13 protein-coding genes are annotated in these 16,164 nt (G+C 39.8%); 7 read left to right on the forward strand and 6 right to left on the reverse strand.

Going from position 1 to position 16,164, the window contains the following annotated elements; translation table 11 throughout:
• Positions 1 to 94: 94 nt before the first annotated feature.
• Positions 95 to 532, forward strand: coding sequence for an acetyltransferase (locus tag FKG96_RS14775; RefSeq protein WP_130857763.1), 438 nt, complete (start codon positions 95 to 97; stop codon positions 530 to 532).
• A 197-nt stretch (positions 533 to 729) separates the two neighbouring features.
• Here FKG96_RS14775 and FKG96_RS14780 read toward each other — a convergent pair whose 3' ends face one another.
• Complete coding sequence (locus tag FKG96_RS14780) at positions 730 to 1,257, reverse strand: YceI family protein (protein ID WP_130857762.1); 528 nt, start codon at positions 1,255 to 1,257, stop codon at positions 730 to 732.
• 574 nt (positions 1,258 to 1,831) lie between these two features.
• On the opposite strand from FKG96_RS14780, the gene FKG96_RS14785 reads away from it, so the two are divergent.
• Together FKG96_RS14785 and FKG96_RS14790 are read left to right on the forward strand one after the other, a co-directional pair.
• Positions 1,832 to 4,282 (forward strand): TonB-dependent receptor, encoded by a 2,451-nt coding sequence (locus FKG96_RS14785; protein WP_130857761.1) that lies wholly within the window; start codon positions 1,832 to 1,834, stop codon positions 4,280 to 4,282.
• 11 nt (positions 4,283 to 4,293) lie between these two features.
• Positions 4,294 to 5,523, forward strand: coding sequence for a PepSY domain-containing protein (locus FKG96_RS14790; protein WP_149105700.1), 1,230 nt, complete (start codon positions 4,294 to 4,296; stop codon positions 5,521 to 5,523).
• Here the strand turns inward: FKG96_RS14790 and FKG96_RS14795 are convergent.
• From FKG96_RS14795 to FKG96_RS14815, 5 genes are all read right to left on the reverse strand, one after another.
• Positions 5,495 to 6,580, reverse strand: coding sequence for a hypothetical protein (locus FKG96_RS14795; RefSeq protein ID WP_130857759.1), 1,086 nt, complete (start codon positions 6,578 to 6,580; stop codon positions 5,495 to 5,497). The two genes, FKG96_RS14790 and FKG96_RS14795, sit on opposite strands and share 29 nt — an antisense overlap.
• Before the next feature lie 62 nt (positions 6,581 to 6,642).
• Positions 6,643 to 8,253 carry an LA_2272 family surface repeat-containing protein gene (locus FKG96_RS14800; protein WP_130857758.1) on the reverse strand — a complete coding sequence of 537 codons (1,611 nt, stop codon included), beginning with the start codon at positions 8,251 to 8,253 and terminating at the stop codon, positions 6,643 to 6,645.
• Between the two features lie 60 nt (positions 8,254 to 8,313).
• Positions 8,314 to 9,330: a FecR domain-containing protein gene (locus FKG96_RS14805; RefSeq protein ID WP_130857757.1), complete on the reverse strand. Its 1,017-nt coding sequence runs from the start codon at positions 9,328 to 9,330 to the stop codon at positions 8,314 to 8,316.
• Positions 9,327 to 9,926 carry an RNA polymerase sigma-70 factor gene (locus FKG96_RS14810; RefSeq protein ID WP_198140273.1) on the reverse strand — a complete coding sequence of 200 codons (600 nt, stop codon included), beginning with the start codon at positions 9,924 to 9,926 and terminating at the stop codon, positions 9,327 to 9,329. Before FKG96_RS14810 ends, FKG96_RS14805 begins: the two co-directional genes overlap by 4 nt.
• A gap of 447 nt (positions 9,927 to 10,373) precedes the next feature.
• Positions 10,374 to 11,207, reverse strand: a complete 834-nt coding sequence (locus tag FKG96_RS14815) for a universal stress protein (protein WP_013666661.1) — start codon at positions 11,205 to 11,207, stop codon at positions 10,374 to 10,376.
• Positions 11,208 to 11,368: 161 nt separating this feature from the next.
• Between FKG96_RS14815 and FKG96_RS14820 the strand changes: the two genes are divergently transcribed.
• The 4 genes from FKG96_RS14820 to FKG96_RS14835 all read left to right on the forward strand — a co-directional run bounded on the left by FKG96_RS14820 (position 11,369) and on the right by FKG96_RS14835 (position 16,158).
• Positions 11,369 to 12,277, forward strand: a complete 909-nt coding sequence (locus tag FKG96_RS14820) for a UbiA family prenyltransferase (RefSeq protein WP_013666662.1) — start codon at positions 11,369 to 11,371, stop codon at positions 12,275 to 12,277.
• A 7-nt stretch (positions 12,278 to 12,284) separates the two neighbouring features.
• A complete protein-coding gene (locus tag FKG96_RS14825) occupies positions 12,285 to 12,932 on the forward strand; it encodes a class I SAM-dependent methyltransferase (RefSeq protein WP_130857756.1) in 648 nt (215 codons plus the stop codon).
• 107 nt (positions 12,933 to 13,039) lie between these two features.
• Positions 13,040 to 15,046 carry a BamA/TamA family outer membrane protein gene (locus FKG96_RS14830; protein ID WP_130857755.1) on the forward strand — a complete coding sequence of 669 codons (2,007 nt, stop codon included), beginning with the start codon at positions 13,040 to 13,042 and terminating at the stop codon, positions 15,044 to 15,046.
• A gap of 20 nt (positions 15,047 to 15,066) precedes the next feature.
• Positions 15,067 to 16,158 (forward strand): sensor histidine kinase, encoded by a 1,092-nt coding sequence (locus FKG96_RS14835; RefSeq protein WP_130857754.1) that lies wholly within the window; start codon positions 15,067 to 15,069, stop codon positions 16,156 to 16,158.
• The last annotated feature ends 6 nt before the right edge of the window (positions 16,159 to 16,164 follow it).

The following is a 16,164-nucleotide window of genomic DNA, read 5'->3' on the forward strand; positions in this document are numbered from 1 at the left end:
GTTCGAGAACCTAATTCTAGAAAAAGATTGACAAGTATAGAAAAAAGTCATTTAAGATAAGTAAAAGTTTATCTTTGAAATTTAGCCAATAGCGATGATTAAAAGTTTAACCCGGCACGACTATGAACGTGTCATGGAGATTTGGGAAAGTGCGGTAAGAGCGACTCATCATTTTCTTAAAGAAGAAGATATTTTGTATTATAAAGAACTGATTTATAATAAATACCTCGACTCAGTAGATTTATACGGTCACATCAGGCAAGATGGCATACTAACCGGCTTCATTGGGATCTCCGGCCAAGCCATCCAAATGCTATTTATAGATGCAACCAAACGCGGGATCGGAATAGGTAAAAAATTAGTGCAGTATGCCTTGGATGAAAAGGATGCAAGAACCGTTGATGTCAATGAGCAGAATCAGCAAGCGGTCGGCTTTTACAAGCATATGGGTTTTGTGGTTGTCGGCCGTACCGCTGTAGATGATGCAGGAAAACCCTATCCCATCTTAAGTATGGAATGGGGAAATGTTTAATAATATAAAAAAAGTGTCTAAAAAGTCCATCACCATCGTTCCTCGCAATGACCTTCGAGTCCTACAGAGCGAGGATATAACTAAATCGTCCTTTGGGCTCCTTTGTTTTTGTTAAAAAACTGACCGCTCGCAATGACACTTTTTTTAGGTGTTAACTACCTTTTAAACACTTTCTTACATTGTTTTACCGTCAACAATTATGCTTGTTTTGCAAGCTGTATATTGCTCACTAATTTGATGTCTTCACCAAGAGCAAGGCCTCCTGTTTCAGTTAGTGCATTGTAAGTAAGACCGAAGTCCTTACGGATAATTTTTCCGGTAATTTCAAAGCCCGCTTTGGTATTGCCGTAAGCATCTTTTTCAATCCCGCCAAATTCAGCTTTAAGCGTAACAGGTTTAGTTATTCCTTTCATCGTTAAGTCACCCATTAATTCAAATTCATCATCCCCAATCTTTCTCCAAGAAGTGGAGTTAAACGAAATTTCAGGATGGCTATCTGCATCAAAAAAATCACCGGTTCTTAAATGGTTATCGCGATCAGCATTTTTAGTGTCTATGCTTTTTACATCAATTCTAAAATTCGCTGTTACCTCTTCAAAACCATCTGTTGCTGTCGCTTGACCGTCAAATTGATTAAACGCACCGGTAACGGTGGAGATTACCAAATGTTTGATCTTGAACTGTACATCCGAATGTACAGGATCTACTACCCATGTTGTTGCCATATTTTTAAATTTTTAATACATTTCTGTCTTGATGAATCAAAGATAAATACTTTAATATTAAATTAATGTTTAAACATTTATTGTGAAATTGCTATGACGGTTTAGTCATTAGGTTTTAGGTGTTAGGCATTAGGCATTAGGTTTTAGGCTATAAGCAGTAAGCTTTATAGTAAGTTTTAAGGTATAAGCTATAAGCAGTAAGCTTTAAGCTATCGGAAATCAGCAATCAGCCCATGATAACGTTAGCTAATCATCCCATTGGCTAATTGGCTAATCATCACATCGGCTAATCATCCCATTGGCTAATTGGCTAATCATCACATCGGCTAATCATTCATTGGCTAATTGGCTAATCATCACATCAGCTAACCGACCGTAGGGAGCTCATGAATGCCTTTAAAGTGAACACGAATGAATAATTATCCCATTGACTAATAAACTACTTCCCTACTCCACTACTTAACTACTCCACTTCCCCCTCCCCAACTCTTCTTTAGAATAATTTTTAATAAGAATTGTATTTTCAGGTTTTAGTTCTTTTCTTTGCAGAAATTTAGATAAAGTCCAAATAAGAATGAGACCGCTCTCCTACCTAACTGTTTTATTTGTCACTATTCAATCCTTATTTCTACCATCAATTATTCAAGCACAACAGATTGCTAACCTAAAGGGGGTGGTGTTGACCGCTGACGGTAAAGGTGCTGAAGGCGTTTCCGTTACCTTAAAAGGTTTAAATCGTGGCGCATCGACCGATGTTGATGGACACTATGAGATCAAGCAAGTCCCTTTCGGCTCTTACACACTTCGCGTAACGGCCTTAGGATTGAATACCCAAGAGTTGCAAATTAAGGTGGACGACCTTGAAGTGGATGTACAGACGATCATCTTAACAGAAAGTGCCGCCACGCTCAGCGAGGTGGTGGTTAATGGTGTAGGCGCTAATCCGTATACGAGAAGAAAAAGCAATTTTGTCTCCAAACTACCGCTTAATAACCTCGAAAACCCCCAAGTTTATACGACGATTACCAAAGAAGTGCTGAGAGATCAAATAGTCACAAACTTTAACGATGCGTTAAAAAATAGCTCAGGATTAGATAAGCTATGGAGTTCGACCGGTAGAAGCGGCGATGGGGCCGCGTACTTCACCTTAAGGGGCTTTTCTACACAGCCAAATTTGATTAATGGAGTTGCTGCACTGACCAATGGCGATTTAGACCCCGCTAATATCGAGCAAATAGAGGTGGTCAAAGGGCCGTCGGGCACGTTATATGGTGGAGCACTGGTTAATTTTGGAGGTCTGATCAATATCGTTACTAAAAGACCCTTGGATACGGTAGGTGGAGAAGTTTCTTACACCATAGGCAATTATGCTCAACATCGGGCAACCTTAGATTTGTACGGTCCGCTCAATCAAAAAAAGAATCTATTAGGACGTGTAAATGCGGCATATCATAAGCAAAACAGTTTTCAGGATGCGGGGTTCAGGAAATCATTTTTCATCGCACCTTCACTGGAATATCGAGCTACTAGTCGATTGACTTTGAACTTAGATGCTGAATTATATCATTATGAAGGAACAAACCCGCTAATGATTTTTCTGAATAGAACACGACCTCTCCATGCAAATACACCGGACGAATTACAATTTGATTATAATCGGTCATATACACATGATGATGTAACGTTTAAAACCCCTACAATTAATCTAAGAGGACAAGCTTTGTATAAGATATCCGATCAATGGACATCTAGAACCCAAGTCAATTATAACCGAAGAAAAACCGATGGTTATTATCAGTATGTGATGTATACGGATGTTGATAATGAACGGTTAGGCACCATTGCAAACGACACGATATTGAGCCGTTATGTTACCAAACAAAACGCAGTAAGTGAAGTGATTAATATTCAGCAGAATTTTACGGGCGACTTTAAGATTGGTGGTTTACGGAATCGTTTGGTTTTTGGTTTAGACTACCTAAGACAGGTGAATAAAAATAATAATGCTCCTTATATTGTTTTTGATCGACTGAATTCGAGTATTGATGATCCAAATTACTACAATTACAATAAGGAGGCAATTGATGAGCGACTGGCCGCCAGTACCGGTTCTTATACCTACAATCGCGCCAGCAGTAATGTATACGGAGCTTACTTGTCTAACGTACTTAATATAACCGATCAGTTGATCGCCATGGCGAGTGTGCGCGTCGATCGCTTTCAGAGCGGTGGAACGGAGAACTTAAATACAGGTGTGGTAACGGGCGACTATGGACAGACGGCTGTTTCACCGAAATTTGGTGTCGTGTACCAAGTGATCCCTAACCAAATATCGATTTTTGCCAATTATATGAATGGCTTTCGGAATGTGGCTCCGGTTACGCAACCGCTCCCGGATATACCCAATACGTTTAAACCGCAGCAAGCTAATCAATGGGAAGGCGGCGTTAAATTGGATGTACTGGATAATCGATTGAGCTTTACTGCCAGTTACTATGATATATCCGTTAAAAATATTACGCGAACTGAATCAATCATCAGAGATGACACTACATACAACATCACCGTTCAGAATGGTACACAGTTGTCACGAGGCTTTGAATTGGACTTAACTGCACGTCCGGTAGAGGGCTTGAATATTATTTTCGGCTATAGTAATAATACCAGTAAAATTACCAATGCCGATGTGAATGTTAATGATCGCCGACCTGTTTCGGCAGGCCCCAAACATTTGCTTAATTACTGGGTTAGTTATCGTTTTCATCAAGGAGCAATTAAAGGGATTGGTTTAGGTTTCGGCGGCAATTCTGCCAGCGAGAATATTATTACCAACGATTTGCTGACCGGTACTTTTACTTTGCCGGGATATACGGTGTTGAATGCCTCTGTTTTTTATGATCATCCTAAATTTAGGATCGGATTAAAGATGGATAACTTGACTGATAAGGAATACTTTAAAGGGTGGACAACGATCGAACCGCAGATGCCGAGAAGCTTTTTGGCTAATTTAACGTATAAATTCTAAATATCGGGTTAATGGCACATGGTAAGACGAAAGCAAAGAAGAAAAAAGGAGCGATCAAAAAAATCGCTGCATTTCTGCATTTATGGCTCGGTTTGATTTCAGGCATCATTGTTTTTATTGTAGCCATTACGGGTTGTCTTTTTGTCTTCCAACATGAAATTAGCAACCTGATTCATCGCGACAAGTTTTATGTTGAAGTGCCGGAAAACGCAAAGGTGCTGCCCTTAAGTAGTTTACAAGCAACTGCTGACAAAGCGCTGGGCAAGTCGGCAACCTATATCACAAGCTATCGCGCACCGGAGAAAGCATGGGAGTTCATGTGTTATGAGGCGGGCAACCAACAAGCCCTCACCTTTTTCGGCGCCATTAACTGTTACGAATCCGTATTTATCAATCCCTACACCGGTGAGATTACCGGTCGTATTGATTACACCAGGGAATTTTTTACCATTGTGAAATATATCCATTGGAGTTTGCTGCTGAATACACCCTATGGTCAGCCAATCGTAGGATATGCTACACTCCTATTCGTCATTCTTTTAATAACAGGTTTAGTATTATGGTGGCCTAAAAATCTAAAAAAATCGAATGTCAATAAGAGCTTCAAGATCAAATGGAAAGCAGGATTTAAGCGCCTGAATTACGATTTACATAATGTGCCCGGTTTTTATGCCTTGCTAATTACACTGATTTTGGCATTAACAGGAATGGTTTGGGCCATGAAGTGGTTCGAAACGGCGGTTTATGTAACCGCTTCGCAATCAACCACACCACCGCCCTTTGTTACGAAACAGTCGGATACCACAGCAGTCGCCGTACTTTCCCCATTGGATGTTGCATTCGCTACGGCCAATAAGGAATTTGATAAAGGGTATGATCGTATTGGTTTATCACCGGCTTTCGGCAAAGAAGGTGTAATCTATGCAGCTGGTTATCGAGGCGCAGAGCTCTATTATAACACAGACGAAATACAACTAGATCAGTATACAGGGAAAAGACTTTATCGTCGTAATTACGCAGAGAAAAACAATGGTGAGAAGCTTATTGCTATGAATTACGATATTCATGTAGGCGCCATTTTAGGTTTACCCGGGAAAATCCTCGCTTTTATCGCTAGCCTAATTGCCGCTTCTTTACCGGTCACAGGCTTTATTATATGGTATGGCCGGAAGCGAAAAAGCAGGCCGGCCATACCACCAAAAGGAAAACGATTTACAGTACCAGCTGTAGACCTGCGGTAAAGCCTACATTCAGCGCTTGATAATCTTTGCTGTTCTGCTTGTCCCAAATTTTCATTTTAACCAGCTTTTTGCCATCCTCATTATCAGTATTGATGTAATTAATCGATGGACCGCCATATAGATATATATTAGGTCCTATTTTGATGGAAGGTAGAATACGTAAACCATTTTTATTAAAGTAATTGCCATCAAAATCAGTTAGCGTGATGGATGAGATTTCAGCAGCTAGCCTAAAGTTGGTTCGATTTAACAGATTCGCACCGATACCTCCTTCTACGCCGTAGCGAATGGCCTCATATTGCGGATTGAACCCAATTCCGAGGATTCCATATAAAATTTGGCCACCGGAGCGGAAGCTGGCAAAAGTCGACAGATCTTCATCTGTTCCAATGCGGATACTCTTTTCCCCATTTTTCACGATATTCACCAAGCCGAGGGTATAATCGCTGCTATCCGCGATATTCAGCACCCCGAATTGTATGCCCCTTACGTTTTTTGCTTTGTTGATGACCCCAGCTATTTGGACACCCTTTACGTTGTCAGCCTGATTGTAAAGTCCTGCCATCTGCACACCATCCATTTGCTTGCTCCTGTTGCTTACACCACTTGCTTGCAAGCCCTTGGTAGAAATCGCTGTATTGAGCACACCGCCCAATTGTAGATGAACATTTCCCCTACTTTGGTTGAACAAGCCCGCAAATTGATAACCCTTAGCTGCATCGCCTGCTAAATTGACGGCACCGGCTAACTGTACGCCATGGAGCGTGCCGGAAACCTGGTTGAATACACCGGAAGCTTGCAATCCGGAAGCATTGCCCTTAACAATTCCGGCAACACCATATAATGCGAACGCTTTCTCTCCACCAGATAGACCTGCTATAGCATGTAAGCTAATGGTGTTGCTATAATTGGCTGCTTTGCCACCATGGGTACTTAATGGATATATGATGCCTACGTGAGCAGGGCTATCTTCTTGAGCAGAGAGGTTAAAAGATCCTACTATTAATAAAGTAAGTGCCAGCAGGGTCTGTTTGTAGCTAAATAGTTTTCTTTCCATAAATCTTGTCATTATCTTCGTTTAACTAATGACAAGCTAGCTAGACTTCCCCCCTATTCTTTTTAGAAAAAAGCAACACCCAATTCAAGTCCTACCCACCATTTAAAGCGTTCTTTGTTTAGAAGGTATGGATATCCGGCCGAAGGAATGTCTTGTGCGTTTTCAATAACCTGTTTATTCTTGCTAAGGAAATTAATCGTTGGCGCAACGTACAATTTTGTTTTTTGACCTAAAGAATAATTGTAAAGGATATTCATCTTAGTCCAACTGCTCACGTTTTCATAGACTGATCGGTGTAATTGCTGGCTCAAAAGTTCTACCGCAAAATAATTATCTTGATTTCTTCTTCTAAACTCATGCCCCAATCCGAAGCCCGTAGCAAAAGTTTGCTCACCATTCCAGCTTCCGTAGCCCGCAGAAAGAATGCTGTATAAATTTGCGTTTCCACTTTTAAATGCCAGATTGGTATACAGGACCTCATTACTTGATACACTCAGTCGTTTCATTCCGTTTTTTGAAATATTAACCAATCCAATGCTGATTCCCGAAGAGGTATCAGCCATATTTATTAAACCAAATTGTAAGCCGTGGTTCGTTTTCGTCCTATTGAGAATTCCGGCAATTTGTACGCCCCTTAGTTCCTCAGCATAGTTCATTATGCCGGCCAATTGAACGCCATTTGCATGTTTTTTAACAAAGTTAAAGACGCCGGCGGCTTGAAAACCCTTTAAGCTATCAATAACCGTATTATAAATTCCGGAGAGTTGAACCCCCGACATATTACCCCCTACCATATTGACAGCACCCGCCGCCTGAACATATTTCACGTGATAGCGATCGATATTGAATATTCCAGCCAACTCTACGCCATTGACTCCCGCGGTGTAACCACCAATGAGATTAGCCGAGAACTTGTTGACGACCTGACCACTCATCATGCCATGTGAGCTTAAGCCGGGAGTTAGCGAAACCTGTACGGGGGTATAGGCGAAAAAGTTTCCCAGATTTAATGCATTTAGCTTTTGTTTAGAACTTAAAAATAAACGAGCGAGCGCGGTATTGGAGACAGATTCTTCCCCATCTCCCATATATCCATAATGCCCACTACTATTGATGTTTTTTCCTAGGTTGACGGTAGGCAAGAAAACGGTGGTGGTATCTTTGTAAAGTTCTTTGCTAACCGTTAAAATCATGGGATTTCCGTCCTTGGTTTTCAGCTTTAATTTAAAATAACCCTTTCTATCGGTCATCGTTCCCACGAGTAGCCGTTTTTCATAAACGCTGGCATTATGGATTCCTGCTCCGGTTTTTTCATCCACTACATAGCCTTTAATGGTATATATTTTTTTTCCTTCGCCCAATTCTTCAGGCATGAGCGTTAAACGAAATGGAGCCGGACGGATAATTAAATGATTCGGACTCTCTTGATATTCGTAACTATCACCCAGTAATGTATTGAGTGCCGTCTTTACGTCGCCATTGAAATGCTGGATGCTAACCAAACTGTCACTTCGGATAATGCCGCTGCTATAAGAAAAATGAAAGCCACCTTGCCTTCCGATATCTTCCAGTACGGTTACAAGTTTTTGTTGGCTCACATGAAGTTTAACCGGCTTAAAAAGATAGTTTTGACTAAAAGCGGTGAAACCCGCTAAAGACAATACGAATGTCAATAGCAGGCTTTTACAAGAATGCAATAATTGGTTCTCCAAGGGGATAGCGATTATGTTATATTATAACGTTTCTTTTTTTAATATAATTGTTTTACCATTTTTTTCCATTTCCAATCGTAATGTTTTACATAACGTATGCAAGATGCCGGGTAAAGAATCATTGTCAAAGGTAGTAGTTATTGGCAAATTGCCTGTGGCTATATTCTCCGGTACAATCCGCACTTGATAAACTTCGTTGAGTACTTCTACAAATCGCCACAAAGGGGTCCCGTCTAATTTAAACATCCTACTTCTGTAGTAGTCATACAGTTTATCGTGTTGCTTTTCCTGTTTAAGGCCCTTTTGTTCTACCATTGCAATGGCTTTTTCGTCTGGCTTTAATTTGATAATTACATCTTCTCGACTTACTTGAACAGCTCCGGTCTCCACAATAACCTCCGTCAATTTTCTGTTGCTTTTTACATTAAACGAAGTGCCCAGTACGTTGATCGTCAAATCTTTTACGGCTACATTGAAAGGGCGTTTCTTGTCGCTGGCCACATCAAAAAAAGCCTCCCCCGACATATATACTTTGCGTTGGCCGTTAAATAAATCTTCGGTATAGCTGAGTTTAGCATGACTGTTAAGTGTTACAACGGTTCCGTCCGGTAAAGTATCGGTTAGGGGCGTTTCATTAGCCGTCACCTCAATGCTATGCAAATACGGATGCTTTGGTGCTATAATGTAAAGGTAAATACCTGTCATTAAACCCATAACCGCTAGGATGCTTGCCGCTACCCTTAACCATCCCGTACCCTTACCTTGATATTCTTGAAGATGTGGTATTGAATCGCCCTCGTCGACATCTTCTGGGGGTCTTTCAAAGCGTTGATCTCTCAGCAGTTGAAACCTTTTCCATGCTATATCTTCGTCCATAGGTTGCTGCAACGCAAGCTGCTTGCTGGTATCCCAAATCAATTTGAATTGTTCAAACTTTTTCCGGTTGGCCTGGTCCTCTGCAAGCCAAGCTTGTACATCTTGATCTTCCTCAGGAGATGCTTCCTTAAGAAGGAATTTTATAAGTAATTCATCTTTCATTGCCCGAGAAATAATTTTAGTAAACAATAAACCATAAGCGGCAAATAATCAGCCAATTCCGTCCGTAATATTTTCAGTGCCTTTCCCATTTGATTCTCCACGGTCTTAATCGATATCTCTAGTCTGTCTGCGATCTCCTGATACTTTAACTCCTCAAAGCGACTCATCTGAAAAACTGTTCGACATTTTTCCGGTAATACGTTTAAGGCCTTTTGAAGTTCCCTTTTTAGTTCGTTTTCATGCAGCTGATTAGCAGTATGTTCGTAGGTGAAATCATTTACATAAGTAATATGATCTTGGTGTCTTTGTTTTACCTGCCAATGCTTAATGGTGTTCATGCAATCATTGTAAGTAGCTCGATATAGGTACGATTTTAGTGAGCTTCGTATGTCCAGATTCTCTCTTTTTTCCCAGAGTTTTAAAAAAAGTGATTGTACGATCTCCTCTGCTGCAACGGCATCTTTTAAAATTGTAAAAGCGTAAGCATGTAGACTATTGAAGTGCTGTTTAAAAACATTTTCGAAAATTTCTTCATTCCCCTGTTGCAACAGGTTAAGCGTGACGTTGTCGCTCTGCATATTTAATTGTGTTAGCATATAAGCTATATCAAGTCAAACTTAGATAAACTCGCTGTCATATACAATTCTTGCGCGTATCCTAGCACGTTTATCATTTTCTTCCTCTATTTTTTTATGAAATACCGATAACCTTCCTCATTCCGCTTCCCTTCTTTGCTACTATGACAACCGTTCCTTCATCTACCCCTATGGCTTCAATTATTTTTTTATTAGGGAAATAGTTGAGTGGTTGAGTAGAAAAGTAGTTTATTAGCCAATGTGATGATGAGCCAATTAGCCAATGTGATAATTATTCATTCGTGTTCACTTTAAAGGCATTCATGAGCTCCCTACGGTCGGTTAGCTGATGTGATGATGGGCTTTTGTGGGCTTAAAGCTTACTGCTTATAGCTTATACCTTAAGGCTTACTATAAAGCTTACTGCTTATAGCCTAATGCCTAATGCCTAAAAGCCTAAAGCCTAATTCACGCCTGCTTTGCTAAAAGTAATGGTATATGGGTTACATAAGCCATCCGCTCGGTAATGTCTGTTAAGAAGAGGCTTTCAAAAAAGTTTCTTTTCTTCTCAATATGGACGATTAACGAGATGTCATGCGACTTGGAGAACTCCAATATTTCCCTTACAATATCAATTTCGCTGATGGCATAGTACTTGGGATTGTATCGACTAATTTTTTCCTTTACAGCGGTAAAATTATGATTGTGCAAGGTTTGTAGCGGTATGCCTTCGCTTTCATGACTGAGCACGTAGAGTTCGAGGTGGTTATGGAAATGCAAAGGATTCAATAAATTGGTTATTGTTTGCGCCTGTTTAGGATCTTGCAGATCGATCACCGATGCGATTTTAGTGATAGGTGTAAGCTTTGCAGACTCGGGCACAATTAATAGGGGCCGGTTGACAGTTTTAGCGATCTTTATGGTATTGCTTCCTATTAGGGTTTGCTCAAGTTTACTTTTACCGGTTAAACCCATCACCACGTAGTCCACCTGATATTTGTTGATTAAATCATTGGTAAGCTCATCCAAATCACCTTCTTTTGCTAAGTAGGTCAATTCGGTGTCCGTATGTTTTAAAAATTTCAGTTCATTAACCAATCGCTTTAAATGCGTCATCGATTCCTCTTTGGTTTCGTGTGTTTTATTTACTACCAACGGACTGCTGGGAATTGATGTAATACTCGGCAACTTATTGAATAATAATATACGTGCGATTTTCAACTGCTTCGCTAAGATAGCAGCGTATTTCGCAGCATGTGTGGCTGCGTCAGAAAAATCCGTTAGTACTAAAAGCGTCTTCATAAAATTAAATTTAAACTCAAGCGCTAACACTTAAAGCAATATACTAATAAGCTAAGTTAATATGCAAGTCATCCGATTAAATTTCCGCAAAAGTATGATGAAAAAAACTCCGGTCAATCAGATACAAAAACTGTATTTTAGCTTCCATATCCGTTGAGGGCATGATAGATCGCTTTATTAAATTTGTGTTTTTTGGAAACATTTTTGTCGGTATTCTGGCCATCGCCTTATCGCTGGAAACCGCCGTTCAACTTGCCATTCCTTTTAATAATACAGCTTATTATCTGCTTTTGTTTTTTGCAACGATGGCATACTATACATATGCTTATATCAATGTAACAGTAAGCAGTAGACATAACAATCCGCGCACCCAATGGTATCAACAAAATATCCGATTTGCTAAAGGAAACTTAGGATTTTCCATTTTGATCAGCCTACTGCTTGCTTTAGGGCTGATTTGGCAAAACATACAGTCGTTGAGCTCCCTACATTGGATTTATTGGTTGATTCTTATTATTGTACTCGTTGCAATTATTTTATATTACGGACTTTTACCCCGATCATTTATGGCGCTGAATATTCGAAATTCGGGTTTATTGAAGGCCTTTATCATCGGATTCGTCTGGGCATGTTGCGTCAACCTTTTTCCTATTATTATGTTGAAAATACAGCACCCGCTAAATTCGGTCGATCCCTTTCTTGTGCTATGGCTTTTTGTTAAAACCTTTATGTTCTGTACGGTAAATGCCATCATGTTCGATATTAAAGATTATGCAGAGGATGCCAATAAGCAATTAAAAACGTTTGTCGTGAGATTTGGTCTTCGAAATACAATCTTTCAGCTATTAATTCCATTGCTATCCGTAGGTGTCCTATCCATGGTCATTTTCGGCTATTATAGGCATTTTAGCTTCATTCCTTTAGTGATCAATATTTTCCCTTTCGCCTTATCTTTGGTAGTGGCTTATTCTATGCATAAGCGGCATCGGATACTTTATTACCTAATTGTTATTGACGGTTTGTTACTGGTGAAAGCAATTTGCGGAATATTTGCCATGCAATTTGTGTAACAATACGATGAAGAATAACTATGATAATATTGCGCCCTTATATGATAGGTTAAGCCGATTGGTGTTCGGGCGGGCGCAGGTCAACGTTCAATTAGATCTGATACACAGCATTGCAGCGGATAGTCGTATTTTGATTGTTGGAGGTGGATCGGGATGGATACTGGAGGCGCTGGCCAAGTTACATCCCGAAGGTTTAACGATAACCTATGTGGAAATTTCAGAAAAAATGTTGCGAATGGCCCGAGATCGTAATTGTGCTAATAACAAGGTTGTATTTGTTGAGCAAGCCATTGAAGATTTTGAGGCACTTCAAAATTCTTATGATGTGATCATCACTTCCTTTTTGTTCGATAATTTTTTGCGACCAAAAGCGGAAAAAGTATTTGGTCATTTGACGAGATTACTGGCAAGCGAAGGCCTCTGGCTTTATGCTGATTTTTATCTTGATCCGAATAAGAAAAACGGCTGGAAAAAGGGAATGCTCAAACTTATGTATAAATTTTTTGGGTATCTGTGCCAAGTTGAAGCACGCAATCTCATCGATATGAGCCCCTATTTTCAGCGCAACCGGTATCAGATGCTTTTCTCTTCCCTACACTATGCCGGTTTTATAAAGGGTATTGTTTATAAGAAATCCAAAACTGGTCCCGAATAAATAGCTGTTGGTAGAATTAGTGCTTAAGTTGGTGTATTCTATTTCGCAATTCGGTAAATGTCTTTTATTTTAGTCCGGTTTCCATGCTGTGAATTAACATATTTTACATGATTTTTTCGTTGAGTTTAAAAAAAGAAGTTATAAAACAGATTGCTTGTTTCCTACTCGCACTCATCAGTGTCTTTACGGTACATGGCCAAAAGGCAATCACCTTGCAAGAGCGTGTCAATCCTACGTTGTCCCTTTCCGTGAGCGAACTACCCGACCGGATCTTATTTCAGGACATGCGTACAAAGGCTATAGTGAATGAATTATTGGTGCCTGGAAGAGGTGTAGGCGGTTTGTTGACCTTTTCGCCGGACGGACAGTTTTTGGTAGCCTCGGGGAATGACGGACAAACCACAATTTACGCACTAAGTAGAGATATCATACGCCAGCTTGCGCGGCTTCCTTTTAAAACGAAATTGGCTGCTTTTAGCCCTGTAAAAAAAGAATGCGTATTTGTTCATTCCGTGAAAACTTTTAATGCAAGAATGACCAAGTATGATACAAACACATGGAAAGCGATTGCGACTAGGAATATTGCATCCGACATTAATGCGGTCGGTATCAGTTACGATGGTAAGTTGATTGGATTTACAAACAATCGGCTTATCCAGTTATTAGATTACGAGTCGCTAACCAAAGTAAACGTTAACTGGGAAAAAGAAAAGCAACGCTTATTGATCTTCCATCCCAACAAGCAAGAAATAGCAAGTGTAACGGCAGAAAATAACATACAGATTCGCGATTTTCAAGATACCTTAATTCGGGAAATCAAAACAGGCTCATCAAAAATTACTTGGTTGGGTTACGATCGTGTCGGCGAAAATATAGTTAGCGTTGATGTGGACGGTCGCCTATCCATTTGGAATCCCGTTCAAAAAAACAAGGAGCAAGAACTATCAAATATTTTTACTCCTCCAGGTTTTACTAAAGATAATAATATACTCATAAAAAAAGAACAAGGTTGGACAACAGTTCCCATAGACATAGAAGCTTCACAGGAAATACATGATCGCTTGTCTTCTTCTAAAAACCATGAAGGGAAAAGGCTGAAATTTTTGCCACAACCCATCATTGGGTTCAAGCGAGAAGCAGGTTTTATTGTAGGTGCGGGCGCTACGATGATTTGGTACCCAAAGACCGGTCATGCTTCCCGATTTTCACAACCAACCATCTTTGCTCCAATTGTCAGTTACGGCTTCAATGGAAAGCAATTGGCAGTGGGCGCTTATATGGAAGCTTACTATAAAGAAAAGTGGTATTTTACGAACAATTTCTTGTTTACAAACAATGCAAAAAACTATTTTTTCGGCATTGGAAGAGAAAGCAACGATCGTCATAAAACGGCCTATGTTTCGGACAATTTTGTGTTAGAAGGATCGGTGAGCAGGATTTTATCCGATCAGTTCTTTGTAGGAATTAACTATAAATTGAGAAAAGATAATGAATTGGATTTTGAGGAAAAGCCCACGTCCAATTTTCACGGCGGCCAAGGAGGTTGGCTTTTTGGTATCGGTCCTACCCTACGCATGGACAAGCGAAATGATGTTCTATTTCCCACAAAGGGAAGTAGGTTAGAGATTAATTATTACTGGTTTAATCAAGAAATTATCAGCGATTATCAGTATCAGGAATTGAAATTTGATTATCGGAAATTTATACCTGTAGATTGGCTTGTACAAGGCGATGTATTAGCTTTCCAAGGAATGTTTAACGCAACGTGGGGAGGTGAAGCTCCTTTTTATCAGCTGCCTTATATAACCGCCGATAGAGCATTTAGGGGCGTTTGGCGAAATTTATATATCGCAGAGCAGGTGTTTAGTGTGCAAGCGGAGTATCGATCTTACTTTTCAAGCGCCGACCGTCGCTTTGGATATGCCATTTTCGCCGGTTTGGGAGATGGTGCAAAAAATTTCTTTAAAGATTACAAAGCCTCCATTAAGGCATTCTATGGTGTTGGCTTTAGGCAACAGCTTATTCCAAGATATCGATTGTATACCCGTGTCGATTTTGGTTTAACAAGTAAGGGCGATTTTGGCGCTTTTGCGGGCACCGGTGTTGCGTTCTAAAACGAAATTTTAAGGGAAGGATGATGCAGCAACTTAAAATATTGATTCACAAGCAGTGGAAACGTTTTGCTGTTCTTTCCCTGTTTGGTGTATTTTTATACTGTTTTGTTTTTTTTATTTCTTATGTGTCTAATCCGCAGGAGGCGGTATTTTACTTTGGTAGACGCTATGGTTTTGTTATAAATGCCATCCTTTTTATAACAGAAAATGTATTGTCGTACTTTTTTCTAATTTTTTATATTATACTTCCGGTTATTCGCGAAGGAAAATGGAAAAAACCAATCCTCTGTTTTATTATCCTCTACCTTATCAAATTTAGCTATGGATATTTTGATTCTTTGGAAACCAACTCCATGCATTCGGTTCGTCATATACAAGACTCCAAAACGCTCATTCCGGAAGATAGCTTTGCATGGTTTATGCTATGGTTCATTGTGTTTTCCATTTTTGATATACTCATTTGCATTGGCGCGTCTTTAACCATCGAGTGGTGGCATCGGAAAAGGCAGCAAATAGTTTTAGAAAAGCAAAGGGCACAGGCCGAATTGAGCGCTCTTAAACATCAGATTAATCCTCATTTTTTATTCAATTCCTTAAGTTTTATTTATTCAAAGAGTATTCGACTCGATGAAGATCTGGCCAAGGCTGTATTGTTGTTGTCTGATATTATGCGCTATGCTTTAACCGTAGAGGAAGATAAGGAAGGAAAGGTGGTGCTCGAAAAAGAGATTGTACACTTGCAGAACATTATTGAAATTAACCAGAAAAGACTCAATAGTCGACTGAATATTAAGTATGACGATCAGGTGAAGAATAAGCAACTCAAGATTATCCCGTTAGTTTTGATAACCTTGGTAGAAAATGCATTTAAGCATGGCGATTTGTTGGATGTTAAATATCCACTGGAAATCAACTTGTTAGAACAAGACCAACATTTCTTTTTCTCCATAAAAAATAAAAAGGGAGAAGGACGCAAGGAACTTTCGAATGGTATAGGCTTAAGTAATATCCGGCAGCGGTTACATTTAATCTATGGAGATAAACATCGCTTTGTAGTGCAGGAAGATAAAGCGACATTTTCCGTATTATTGCAAATTCCGATCGAACAATAGTTTTAG

The organism is Olivibacter sp. LS-1 (assembly GCF_008245145.1).
Classification (GTDB): domain Bacteria; phylum Bacteroidota; class Bacteroidia; order Sphingobacteriales; family Sphingobacteriaceae; genus Olivibacter; species Olivibacter oleidegradans.